Source organism: Thalassospira indica (genome assembly GCF_003403095.1).
Lineage (GTDB): Bacteria > Pseudomonadota > Alphaproteobacteria > Rhodospirillales > Thalassospiraceae > Thalassospira > Thalassospira indica.
In genome coordinates, this window is sequence record NZ_CP031555.1 from 2101387 (window position 1) to 2113574 (window position 12188).

The window sequence follows — 12188 nt, forward strand, 5'->3', positions numbered from 1 at the left end:
GGGGCAGGGGATCGGGCATCGTTGACGCGGTTTGACTTCGCCGGGGCAAAACGGTTGTTGATCGGAATCTGTGATGTCAAATCAGCCATGATCATGACATCTTCGACAGGTCAGATCGGTTTTCGATGAGTCGCCGCAGACAATCAATGTCTGCGTTCTTTGGGTAAACAGCAAACATTCGGGTAGGGTTATGTCGCGGTTGCAACAGGCAAGTGATCGGCTGAAAGCAGCATTGGAACGTCTGGAAACGGCTGCGGAGTCGGCAATCGAAGCCAAAAGCCAGGCTACAGACGCTGACACGGCAGAGGTCGAAACCCTGCGCGGGCAACTTTCGGCACTGCGCGAAGATTATGATCGGCTTTGCCGCACCACCGAAACGGTTTCAAACCGCCTTGATGGCGCTGTTGATCAGCTCAAACTCGTCCTTGATGAAGAACCCGCAAAGAAACAGGCATAATTCATGGCACAGGTTTCCATTCGTATTAACGGTCGCAGCTACGACATCGCATGTGACGACGGCCAGGAAGAACGCATTCACGCGCTTGCCAGCTATGTCGACGAGCGGGTCAAGGAAATCTCCGATGCGGTGGGCCAGATCGGTGAACAGCGTCTGCTGGTCATGACAAGTCTTCTGATTGCCGACGAGCTGAGCATGGCACAGGAAAAACTCAATACCGGCCAAAGCTCAGCGGTTGCAGAGGTCGGCAGCCTGTCCGCCGCCGAAGGTGACGCACTGGCAGAAAATATCGAAAGCATGGCCGAAAGGGTCGAGGTGCTTGCCGATCGTCTTGGCAAAGGCTGATCAGGCGACTGTTTTCTGCTGCATGGCTGGTCTGATCACGGGCTGAATTCATGCAATCTACTTGAAATTCAGCTGGTCGAGGACTAAGTTCCGGTCGCTGACAGTTTGCGATGCGTCGTTCGCGGCGATCAAGAACCCAGCACAAGGGAGCTGCCCTGTTCGTCAGGTTCGCTAATTCCCGGGGCCGATGCTCATTTCTCTAGGGAGCTGTCCCTGTCGAGGCCGTGGTCTCGTTATACGGCGCCCACCTGCACTCGCAGGTCACGAGGAATTACCAAATGGCCAACGGCAGTGGTGGCTCCCGCTTATTCTGCTAAAAATCCCTTTTCCATTTCGTGATGCCGGTCATGCGTCCCGGGGCAGGGTGCATTAAACGAAACATGTCTGCCTGCTGGCTGACGCAATACAGGAAGCACAATGCGTTTACTTCATCTTGGCGACGTTCTGGGGCAGTCCGGTCGCAAGGCAGCGCTTGAAGCGCTCCCGATGCTACGTGATCGGTTGTCGGTTGATATCGCGGTGGTGAATGTCGAAAACGCAGCGCACGGCTTTGGCGTCACGGCAAAAATCTGCAAGGAATTCTATGACGCCGGTGCCGATGTCCTGACCACGGGCAATCATGTCTGGGATCAGCGCGAAATCATGGCCTATATCGACGAAGATGAAAAACTGCTGCGTCCCTGGAACTTCCCCGATGGAACGCCGGGCAACGGCGATTATGTCTTCAAGACCAAGTCGGGCAAGAAGGTCTGCGTGATTAACATGATGGGCCGTCTGTTCATGGATCCGTTGTCCTGCCCGTTCCAAGGCGCGGACAAGCTGTTTAACAAGCATAAGCTTGGCAAGAATGTCGATGCCGTTATTGTCGATTTCCACGCCGAAACCACGTCGGAAAAAATGGCGTTTGGCCATCATTGCGATGGGCGTGCGTCGCTTGTACTGGGAACCCACACTCACGTGCCGACGGCCGATGCCCAGATCCTGCCAAATGGCACCGGCTATCAGACCGACGTTGGCATGTGCGGCGATTTTGATTCCGTCATTGGCATGAAAAAAGAAAACTCGGTTCGCAAATTCATCACCAAGATGCCGGCCGGCCGGTTCGAACCGGCAGAAGGTCCGGCAACGGTGTGTGGCGTCTATGTTGAAACCGATGACAAGACCGGGCTGGCAAAGCGGATTGAAGCGGTGCGTATCGGTGGCCGCCTGAAAGGCAGCTGGCCCAGCGCCTGACGCCCAGGGCAACAGTCAAACGATCAAAGAAAAAGGCCCGCCAGATGACGGGCCTTTGTCGTTTCAGATGTTGGTTGCAAATTACGCCGCGCGGTCACGTGCCTGCTGACGCAGATCATCAAGGATGACAGTAATGCGCGTGCGCAGTTCACTGACTTTCTCGGATGCTGAACGCGACGTGTTCAGTACTTCGCCAGACAACCGGCCGGTGCGACCGGTTTCGTTGGCAACCTCGGCAATCGATGCGGAAACTGCACGGGTACGGTCCGCCGCCCCACGCACGTTGCGCGTGATTTCGTCCGTTGCGGCCCCTTGCTGCTCGACTGCGGCCGAAATCGTCGTGGCAATTTCATTGAGGCTATCAATGATCGAGCCGATTTCACCAATGGCGGTGACAGACTCACCGGTCGCTTTCTGAATGCCGGAAATCTGACCCGAGATTTCCTCGGTCGCTTTTTCGGTCTGGTTGGCGAGGTTCTTGACCTCTGCCGCCACCACCGCAAAGCCCTTGCCCGCATCCCCGGCACGCGCGGCCTCGATGGTGGCGTTCAGGGCCAGGAGGTTGGTCTGCTCGGCAATGTCGGTGATCAGCGCGATCACCTCGCCAATGCGGCTTGCCGACTGCGACAGGCTGTTGACCAGTTCGTTGGTGTGTTGCGCGCGTTGCGCGGCTTCGTTCGAAATACGCGTCGTTTCCGCCATCTGACGGTTAATCTCCGCGTTCGAACTTGAAAGCTGCTCGGTCGCCGAGGCAACGGTTTCGACATTGCCGGTGGCTTCATCGGCCGATTTCGAAACCTCGTCACTCTGACCTGACACCAGTTCGGCACTGTCGGTCATCTGACCTGATACGCCCTGAAGCTGTTCGGCAAGGGTGGCAATTTCAGTTACCGCACTTTCGACCTCACCCTGAAGGGTATCGGCAAGTGACAGCAATTCATCGCGCAGTGCCTCGTTGCGTTCACGGTTCAGGCGCTCTTCCTCGGCCTGCATGTCGCGGACCTTGATTGCGTTTGCCTTGAACACATCAACTGCCCGGCCCATGGCAGAAATCTCGTCACTGCCACCTGATGGAACGGCCGCGTCAAGATCGCCATCGGCCAGCGAAATCATCGATTTCTGAAGACCGGCAAGACGACGCAACAGGTTGCCACGCACATAAACCAGATAGATCAGAAGCGGGATAATGATCGCCGCGGCACCAACGCCGTACATCACCAGCGAGCTTTGCTGGGTCAGGGTGCTTGCGGTATCAGCTGATTTGTCGACGCCGGATTGAAGATCGGCGACAAGCGCGTTCACACCATCTTCCATCGCGGCGGCAAATTCGGCGCTGTCTTCAACGATGTCGATCTGGTCGTCAGCCAGCTTAAGTTCTTCGCTGCGCAGGGATGAAATGCTTTTGCGGCCCATCGACAGCTTTTTGATATCGCCAAGCAGGCCTTCATAGAATTTCTTGAGCTTCTCGTTCTCAAGTTCGCCAATGGTATTGGCAACGACACCAACCGCCCCACGAACCTGAACGCCCATGATGCGAAGCTGCATGCGATCGTCTGATGACGCGGCGGACAGAACGGTGTTGCTGATTTCAGCACCACTATTCGCAAGCTGCAGAATAGGGGCTTGGGCTGCCATCAATTCATCAAGTTTGAACAGAAGTCCCTTGGTTGAGGCTTCCTGTTCCTCGGTCAAGAAAGCGCCGGCCTGACGCAGGTCATGAACCTGGCTGGTAACTTCGGTGACTTTGGTTTGGGATGCCGACAGGATCGGCTGGATCATCGAGTTGTATTTGCCGGTCAGTTGCTGGAACTTGGCAAGGGAATCCGAAAGTTGGCCTGCGACCTCGAAACGTTCAATCGTCGTGTCATGAAGTTCCTGAAGCGACTCAGCAAGGCTTTGGCCATTGGTTTCGATCACCGACAGCGTTTCTTCCGGAAGTCCGGACTGGCTCAGCACCGCAAGATTTTCCTGCAAGTTTGCAAGCATCACATCAAGGTCAGCCTTGACCGCCTGTTCTTCTTCAACGGTGGATGCCGCGATAATGCGTGGTGCGGAGGCCACAATTTTCGCACTGGTTGTTGCAAGCTGCTGGGCAGCAAACATTGGCGGAAGTTGCTCGTAGGCAATCGTGTCAAGCTGGTTGCCGAATTTGGTAAAAGAGAAGACCGATACAGCCGCAGCCAAGATTGCAATCAGACCGACAAGAAAGAAGGCACCAGCCAGCTTTTCACGTACGCCAAGCCCTGCTTTGTTCGTCTTTGTTGTGTTCTTCTTTTTTGACGATGACGGCTTTGCGCCGCGCTTGAAACTTAAACCCATAATTAAACCTACCCCGTAGACCAAAGAGACATGCGTCGCCACATCTGGTGCCGACGCATGCATGTACGTCGTCTGAACGTCTGTTCCCTGCCAAGCCACATTGGGGAATACCCGATATCCGACCCTGAAAGGATCTCGGGAAAAAAATTGGGGCTCGAACTATTATTATTGTTGTCCAATGTAGCACAGTAATCTCAGGGAGATCATGAATTTTCGGCCAATTCTGCGAGGCCGTATAGATTTCATGCGCAGGCCAGCAAGTAGTTTTGCGACGCCTGTGCTTTTTCAGCCCGCAAGGCGATGTTTTTCAGTGTTGCCGTCAAACAAAAAGGCCCGCCAATGGCGGGCCTTTTGTCATCAAGTTTTGCCTGTGATCAGGACGCTGCGCGATCATGTGCCTGTTTGCGCAGATCATCCAGAATACCGTTGATCCGCGAACGCAGGTTTTCGACCTTCTGCGATGCATCCTGTGCAGTTGCCAGAACCTGACTGGACAGTTCGCCTGTCTTACTGGTTTCATTGGCAACCTCGTTGATCGAGGCCGATACAGAACGCGTGCGATCCGCAGCCCCGCGCACGTTGCGCGTGATCTCGTCGGTGGCGGCACCCTGTTCCTCGACCGCAGCCGAAATGGTGGTCGCGATCTCATTGATGTTTTCAATGATACGGCCGATATCGCCGATGGCATTGACGGACTCACCGGTGGCTTTCTGAATGCCCGAAATCTGGCCAGAAATTTCCTCGGTGGCTTTTTCCGTCTGGTTGGCAAGGTTTTTGACCTCGGCCGCAACAACGGCAAAGCCTTTGCCGGCGTCACCTGCACGCGCCGCCTCGATGGTGGCGTTGAGGGCCAGAAGGTTGGTCTGCTCGGCAATATCAGTGATCAGCGCGATCACTTCACCAATGCGATCTGCCGACTGCGACAGACTGACAACCAGTTCGTTGGTTTCCTGCGCACGGTTGGATGCCTCGTTCGAAATGCGGGTCGATTCTGCCATCTGACGGTTGATTTCCGCATTCGATGCCGACAGCTGTTCGGTTGCGGCGGCAACGGTTTCAACATTGCCGGTCGCTTCCTGTGCAGAGCTTGCAACTTCTTCGGTCTGACCCGAAACCAGCTCCGCGCTTGACGTCATCTGCCCGGAAACACCCTGCAGCTGATCACCAAGGGCTGCGATCTCGTTGACGGCGCTTTCAACTTCGTTCTGCAAGGTGTCTGCAAGCGACAGCAATTCATCACGCAGCGCTTCGTTGCGTTCATGATTAAGCCGTTCTTCCTCGGCCTGCATCTCCTGAACTTTGAGAGCGTTTTTCTTGAACACCTCAACAGCACGGCCCATGGCACTGATTTCATCATTGCCTTTTGCCGGAACTGCGACCTCAAGGTTGCCATCAGCAAGCTGAACCATGGTTTTCTGCAAAAGACCAAGGCGACGCAAAACGTTGCCACGGACATAGAGAACATAAATCAGAAGCGAAATCACAACACCAATGGCAGCAACAACAGTCAGTGCGGTCAGGCTCTGCTTTTCAACCACTGACGCCTCTGCCGCAGCCTGGTCTACCTCGGCATTCAGACCGGCGACCAGTTCGGCGACGCTGTTACGCATCGCGTCGGCATATTCACCACTCTGAACAACAAGTGCCTGGCTTTTTTCCGTCGCCTCAAGTTCACGTTTGCGCAGATCCGGCAGGCTGCCATCACCAACCGAAAGCTTCTGCATCTTGTCGATCAGATCGACATAAAATGCCTTGAGGCGGTCATTTTCAAGCTGATCAAGTTGGCTGAGTGCGTCGGTATATGTGCCGCGAATACGCACCGGGATGATTGACAGGCGTACAGCCTGTGTCTCGGTGGTGCTGGCAATAATCATGTTCGATGCCGCTGATCCCAGGCGTTCAAGCTCGAGAATCGGGGTGCGTGTATCGATTGCGGATGCGAATTTCTGGAAGGTTGAAAGAATTTCGTCCTTGTCCGCGCTGTATTTTTTCGAGGGATCATCAGCAAAGGAGGAGACATATTCGTTTCCTTGCGCAATGTCATTCTGGGTGTAGGACAAAACCGGCTTGAGGGTATCACCGTACCGCTTGGAGAGGTTCTGGAACTCTTCAAGCTTTCCGGCCTTTTCATCACTGATCTGGAAGCGTTCCTGGGTGACATCATGCAACTGTTTGAGATTGTCCTCAAGCAGTGTGCGATTGTCATTGATGCTTGCGATGACAGCGGGCATGAAGCCGGTTGACTCGATTTCACTGATCAGAGCACCAAGCTCTTCAAGGCGCACCGCCAGTTCGTCATTGATGGCGGTTTCTTCTTCCGGATTGGCTGCTGCGACGATACGCGGGGCAATGGCGACGATTTCTGCGCTACCGGTCGCCAGCGCTTGCGCTGCTGCAATCGGCGGAAGCTTTTCTTCCGTAATCGTCCTCAGCGCGCTGCCAAACTGATTGAAGGATACTGCGCCGACAATAGCGGAGATAACCGCCATCAATCCGACAACCGCAAACGATATCAACAGTTTGCTTTGAACCCCGAATTTAGTTCCCATTCTATCTAACCTTTGTTTCCTGGCTGTCCCCGCATGGCTTCTGTGTCCCTGCAGGGTGTTTCTGACGCCACAGGATAAAATGGCATCCTGTATGGGTAGCGCCAGCTTGGACCCCCTGAGTTGGCCCCATGAATTGGACCACGTGGCGTGTACTTCTTTAGTTTAATCTCTACTATCGGATTATTAATGAAAGAATATCAACGTGTCTGCAACATCTATCCACGTATAGGACAGGACTATTCCGGGATAGGGGCGTGGCGTATGCCAGTAAAAGTTTAAAACGGTCGCCATTTTTCGCGATGTTCTGCCCGCCAACCACGCATGGCTGGACCTTGCCTGGTAAACAGGATATAGGAGCGTTCGAAATTTTCGTTCGCGTGTGTCGCGCCTGCGGATGCGCATGCTCTTCATGCCCGAACGGGCTGGTCTCTCAGGGAACACCCGTATGACCGGCATGGTATCGCCCGATACCGTTCCAATATGAGTTCAATGACGACAGGTTACAGGTTATGGCCGGCCATTCCCAATTTAAGAACATCATGCATCGCAAAGGTGCGCAGGATAAAAAGCGCGCCAAGATCTTCACCAAGCTCGCCCGCGAGATCACGGTTGCTGCAAAAATCAGCGAAGATATCGACAGCAACCCGCGTCTGCGCGCCGCGATCTCTGCTGCCCGTGCGCAGAACATGCCCAAGGACAATATCGATCGCGCGATCAAAAAGGCGACCGGTGCTGGCGAGGGCGACAACTATGAGGAAGTCCGTTACGAGGGCTACGGCACTGCTGGTGTTGCCGTGATTGTTGAAGCACTGACCGATAACCGCAACCGCACCGCATCCGAAGTCCGCGCAGCCTTTACCAAGCATGGCGGCAACCTGGGTGAAACCGGTTCGGTAGGCTTTATGTTCAACCGCTTGGGCGAAATCGTCTACCCAGCAGACAAGGCCGGCGCAGAGGAAATCTTTGAAGCCGCCCTCGAAGCCGGTGCCGCCAACGTGGAATCCGATGATCAAAACCACGTCATCGATACCGAGATCGAAGACCTTAACGCCGTGCGCGAAGCCCTGACCGAAAAATTCGGTGATCCGGAAAGCGCAAAGATGGTGTTCCGTGCCACCACCGAAGCCGATATTTCGGTCGAGCAGGCTCAGAGCATCATGAAGCTTGTTGATGTTCTTGAAGATAACGATGACGTCCAGAATGTCTGGACCAACGTTAACTGGACCGACGAAATCGTCGCTGGCCTCGATAACTAATTATTATTTGCCAACACCCGCCTTTCGCTTTTGAATGGCGGGTGTTTTGTATCTGGAACCCGGTTTTGTTTGGGGGATGTAGTGGTCAGAGTGCTCGGGATTGATCCCGGTCTGCAGCGTACCGGTTGGGGGATCATTGATCTTGAAAACAACCGAATGCGTCATATCGCCAACGGGGTCGTGACTTCCACCCAGTCATTGACCCTGGCCGAGCGTCTTGATCAACTTCATACCGGCCTGATTGATGTGATCAGGATCTGGACGCCTGACGAGGCCGCAGTTGAAGAAACCTTCGTCAACAAGAACCCTGTTTCGACCTTGAAGCTGGGGCAGGCGCGCGGTGTTGCGCTGCTTGCCCCTGCACGCAATGGCATTCCGGTAACGGAATATACACCCAATGCCGTCAAAAAGACTGTTGTTGGCGCAGGTCATGCTGCCAAACAGCAGGTCGAAATGATGGTTTCGACCCTGCTGCCGGGATGTGACATTGCCGGGCCGGACGCCGCAGACGCCCTTGCGGTTGCCATCTGCCATGCGCAACATGCCGGAAACCGATCGCTCGCCAGCACGATGGCTGCGTATCCAACACGAAACGGGAGAAAATACAGGTGATCGCCAAACTGCGCGGAATTGTGGATTTCATCGGCGAAGACAGTGTCATTCTTGATGTCAATGGTGTCGGTTATCTGGTGTTCGCGTCGCGCCGTACTCTTTCGATGCTGCCGCCAAAGGGCGGGGATGCGGGCCTGATGATCGAAACTCACGTGCGAGAAGATCACATCCACCTTTATGGCTTTGCCGATAATGCCGAAAAGCAATGGTTTGCCTTGCTCACCACCGTTCAGGGGGTTGGGGCAAAAGTCGCCCTGGCGTTGCTGTCGGTGCTGAGCCCGACCGATCTTCTGCGTGCGCTGGCGTCACAGGATACCACGGCACTCTGCCGCGCGCCTGGGATTGGGCCCAAGGTCGCAACCCGCATCGTCGGCGAACTCAAAGACAAGGCCGCCAAGCTTAATCTTGGCCCGGTCGCAGCCCCTGCAGCCCCGGGTGCCCCGGCTGGCGGCGACCCCAAACCCGGTGCCAAATCCAAGAAATCCGCCAAAGCCGGAGCAGATGTCAGCGCCAATGCAGCGCCCAGCGAAGCTGTCTTTGATGACAGTGCCGTCCTGGCAGACGCAGTTTCGGCCTTGGTCAATCTTGGCTATGGCCGCTCCGAAGCATTTGGCGCGGTTGGCAAGGCCGCACAGCAGGCAGGTGACGACAAATCGATAGATACCCTGATTCGTCTGGGACTAAAGGAGCTTAGCGCGTGAGCGAAGAAGAAGACCGTCTGCTCAGTGGCGAGCGTCGCGAAGAAGACCATCAGGACGGATCGCTGCGTCCGCGTCGGCTGGATGATTTCACCGGTCAGAAAGAAGTGCGTGAAAACCTTGATGTCTTCATCAGGGCCGCCAGTGCCCGCCAAGAGGCCATGGACCATGTTCTGTTCTTTGGTCCGCCGGGGCTTGGTAAAACGACGCTTTCGCAAATCGTTGCCAGTGAACTTGGTGTCGGCTTTCGCGCGACATCCGGGCCTGTGATTGCCAAGGCGGGTGATCTTGCAGCACTTCTTACCAACCTGCAGCCGCGTGACGTGCTGTTCATTGATGAAATCCATCGCCTGAACCCGGCGGTAGAAGAAATCCTCTATCCTGCGATGGAAGACTTCCAGCTTGATCTGATCATCGGTGAGGGGCCGGCTGCGCGTTCTGTGCGGATTGATCTGCCGCCCTTTACGCTTGTCGGGGCGACGACCCGTTCGGGCCTTTTGACCACACCATTGCGGGATCGTTTCGGCATTCCGCTGCGGCTGCGTTTCTATGAACCCGAAGAACTGGTCAGTATCGTTGCGCGCGGTGCACGGCTTTTGAATTTTGACATGACCGAAGAAGGGGCAATGGAAATCGCCCGTCGGTCGCGTGGCACCCCGCGTATTGCCGGGCGTTTGTTGCGTCGTGTACGTGATTTCGCGGCTGTCGCGGAAAAGTCACCGGTTGATAAATTCATTGCTGATGCGGCGCTGACCCGGCTTGAGGTCGATAACCTTGGTCTTGATAGTCAGGACCGTCGCTACCTTAACTGTATAGCCAGCAACTATGGCGGTGGTCCGGTCGGTGTTGATACGCTGGCCGCAGCCCTTTCCGAAGAACGTGACACCATCGAAGACGTGATCGAGCCCTATTTGCTGCAACAGGGCCTGATACAGCGCACCCCGCGTGGGCGCATGCTGGGCGTGAAGGGCTTCAAGCATCTTGGTCTGACACCGCCACGCGAAGCGGGCGGCATGCCACTTTCCGATCTGTTTGATGGTCAGTCCGGGGAAAATTCCTGATGCCGCAATCAGATTATGACACGCTTCTGGGCCGCCTCGAAGGCACGCGGCATATCTTTCCTTTGATCGTTTATTACGAAGATACAGATGCAGGCGGGATCGTTTATCACGCCAATTATCTTGCCTTCGCCGAACGGGCGCGTTCAGCGATGCTTAACCTGTTGGGCTTTACCAATCGAAATGTTGCAGAACGCCACAAAGTTGCCATAGCCGTTCGACACTGTACGGTCGATTTTAAACGTGCGGCACAGTTGGAAGATCGTCTGACGGTCGAAAGCAGGGTCATCAAGCTTGGGGGCGCATCGCTTGGTTTCGAGCAAAAGATCAAGCGGGGCGGCGAGGAACTTGTGGTGATCGAGATTTATCTCGCCTGCATGTCGTTGGAAGGGCTGAGGGCACAGCGCCTGCCGGAAGAATTGAGAACAGTATTTAATCGATATCTCGATGTGAACAAGGACTGACGGGAATATGGAAAATCAAGTGGTCGACGCGGTAACGCTGGGGCAGTCGGTCATGGCGCATGATATGTCTCTGTGGGGACTTTTCATGCAGGCTGGGCTGGTCGTCAAAACGGTGATGATCGGGCTTTTGCTGGCTTCTGTCTGGGTATGGGCGATTGTCATCGAAAAGGTCCTGCGGTTGCGCAAATTGCGTGCCCAAGCCAATACCTTCGAGGAAGCCTTCTGGTCAGGCGGATCACTTGAAGACCTGTATGACCGGATCGCCGATCAACCGCGCGATCCGATGTCGGCGATCTTTGTATCGGCCATGCGGGAATGGCGTCGTGCGAATGCCAAGGGGGTGCGTGGCGATACCATGCGGGCCCGCCTTCAGCAGCGCCTCGAAAAATCCATGGAAATCACCCTGGGTCGAGAAATGGACCGGGTTGAACGTTACATGACCTTCCTGGCCTCCGTTGGTTCGACGGCACCGTTCGTTGGCCTGTTCGGGACGGTCTGGGGCATCATGGTTTCGTTCCAGTCGATTGCAGCATCCAAGAACACCTCGCTTGCGGTTGTCGCGCCGGGTATTGCCGAGGCGCTTTTTGCAACCGCTATGGGCCTTGTTGCCGCCATTCCGGCAGTTGTTGCCTATAACAAGATTTCCAGCGACCTGAACCGTTACAGCAACCGCCTTGAAGCCTTTGTGGACGAGTTTTCCTCGATCCTTTCGCGCCAACTTGACGACACGAGAGACTGATCATGGGTATACAACTCGCATCCCGATCCGGCGGAGGAGGCCGACGCAGTCGCCGGGGTAACCGTCGTGCCGCGATGAGCGATATCAACGTCACCCCGATGGTTGACGTTATGCTGGTGCTGCTTGTGATCTTCATGGTTGCAGCGCCGTTGATGACGGTCGGTGTCGAGGTCGATCTGCCAGAAACCAGCGCAGCCCCGATGACAGGTCAGGACGAACCGCTGGTGGTGTCGGTCTCGGCAGAAGGCACGATCTACATCATGGATAGCGAAATCGCGCAGGACACCCTGACCGAAAAGCTTACAGCCATCACCGAGAACAAGGCAGACACCCGCATTTTTGTGCGTGGTGACAAGGCGATTGATTATGGCCGCGTGATGCAAGTCATGGGTTTGATCAAGGACGCCGGCTTTAGCAAAGTCGCCCTGATCGCCGAATTGCCGGCAAAGGGTTCGTAA

12 protein-coding genes and 1 other RNA gene are annotated in these 12188 nt (G+C 55.3%); 11 read left to right on the top strand and 2 right to left on the bottom strand.

All coding sequences use genetic code 11. From position 1 onward, the window contains the following. Positions 1-190 precede the first annotated feature (190 nt). From DY252_RS09930 to DY252_RS09945, 4 genes are all read left to right on the top strand, one after another. Positions 191-457, top strand: coding sequence for a hypothetical protein (locus DY252_RS09930; RefSeq protein ID WP_063087178.1), 267 nt, complete (start codon positions 191-193; stop codon positions 455-457). Between the two features lie 3 nt (positions 458-460). After that, positions 461-802 carry a cell division protein ZapA gene (locus DY252_RS09935; protein ID WP_064790143.1) on the top strand — a complete coding sequence of 114 codons (342 nt, stop codon included), beginning with the start codon at positions 461-463 and terminating at the stop codon, positions 800-802. A 144-nt stretch (positions 803-946) separates the two neighbouring features. Next, positions 947-1107, top strand: a non-coding RNA gene (ssrS, locus tag DY252_RS09940) — 6S RNA. 112 nt (positions 1108-1219) lie between these two features. Then, positions 1220-2035 carry a TIGR00282 family metallophosphoesterase gene (locus DY252_RS09945; RefSeq protein ID WP_064790145.1) on the top strand — a complete coding sequence of 272 codons (816 nt, stop codon included), beginning with the start codon at positions 1220-1222 and terminating at the stop codon, positions 2033-2035. An 81-nt stretch (positions 2036-2116) separates the two neighbouring features. Here the strand turns inward: DY252_RS09945 and DY252_RS09950 are convergent, their stop codons facing one another. Together DY252_RS09950 and DY252_RS09955 are read right to left on the bottom strand one after the other, a co-directional pair. Then, entirely contained in the window at positions 2117-4354 is a 2238-nt protein-coding gene (locus DY252_RS09950; protein ID WP_064790147.1) for a methyl-accepting chemotaxis protein, read from the bottom strand. Positions 4355-4728: 374 nt separating this feature from the next. Then, positions 4729-6903, bottom strand: a complete 2175-nt coding sequence (locus DY252_RS09955) for a HAMP domain-containing methyl-accepting chemotaxis protein (RefSeq protein WP_064790150.1) — start codon at positions 6901-6903, stop codon at positions 4729-4731. Positions 6904-7412: 509 nt separating this feature from the next. Here DY252_RS09955 and DY252_RS09960 point away from each other — a divergent pair. The 7 genes from DY252_RS09960 to tolR all read left to right on the top strand — a co-directional run bounded on the left by DY252_RS09960 (position 7413) and on the right by tolR (position 12188). Then, the gene (locus DY252_RS09960) at positions 7413-8159 is read left to right on the top strand and encodes a YebC/PmpR family DNA-binding transcriptional regulator (RefSeq protein WP_064790152.1); all 747 of its coding nucleotides are present in this window, start codon (positions 7413-7415) and stop codon (positions 8157-8159) included. A gap of 81 nt (positions 8160-8240) precedes the next feature. Next, positions 8241-8771, top strand: coding sequence for a crossover junction endodeoxyribonuclease RuvC (gene ruvC, locus DY252_RS09965; protein WP_064790154.1), 531 nt, complete (start codon positions 8241-8243; stop codon positions 8769-8771). After that, complete coding sequence (ruvA, locus tag DY252_RS09970; protein WP_064790156.1) at positions 8768-9472, top strand: Holliday junction branch migration protein RuvA; 705 nt, start codon at positions 8768-8770, stop codon at positions 9470-9472. The genes ruvC and ruvA overlap by 4 nt, the downstream gene beginning before the upstream one ends. Beyond that, entirely contained in the window at positions 9469-10530 is a 1062-nt protein-coding gene (ruvB, locus tag DY252_RS09975) for a Holliday junction branch migration DNA helicase RuvB (RefSeq protein ID WP_064790158.1), read from the top strand. The genes ruvA and ruvB overlap by 4 nt, the downstream gene beginning before the upstream one ends. After that, complete coding sequence (locus DY252_RS09980; RefSeq protein ID WP_064790160.1) at positions 10530-10991, top strand: YbgC/FadM family acyl-CoA thioesterase; 462 nt, start codon at positions 10530-10532, stop codon at positions 10989-10991. Before ruvB ends, DY252_RS09980 begins: the two co-directional genes overlap by 1 nt. 7 nt (positions 10992-10998) lie before the next feature. Continuing rightward, positions 10999-11730 (top strand): protein TolQ, encoded by a 732-nt coding sequence (tolQ, locus tag DY252_RS09985; RefSeq protein ID WP_064790162.1) that lies wholly within the window; start codon positions 10999-11001, stop codon positions 11728-11730. A 2-nt stretch (positions 11731-11732) separates the two neighbouring features. Continuing rightward, positions 11733-12188 carry a protein TolR gene (gene tolR, locus DY252_RS09990; RefSeq protein ID WP_064790164.1) on the top strand — a complete coding sequence of 152 codons (456 nt, stop codon included), beginning with the start codon at positions 11733-11735 and terminating at the stop codon, positions 12186-12188.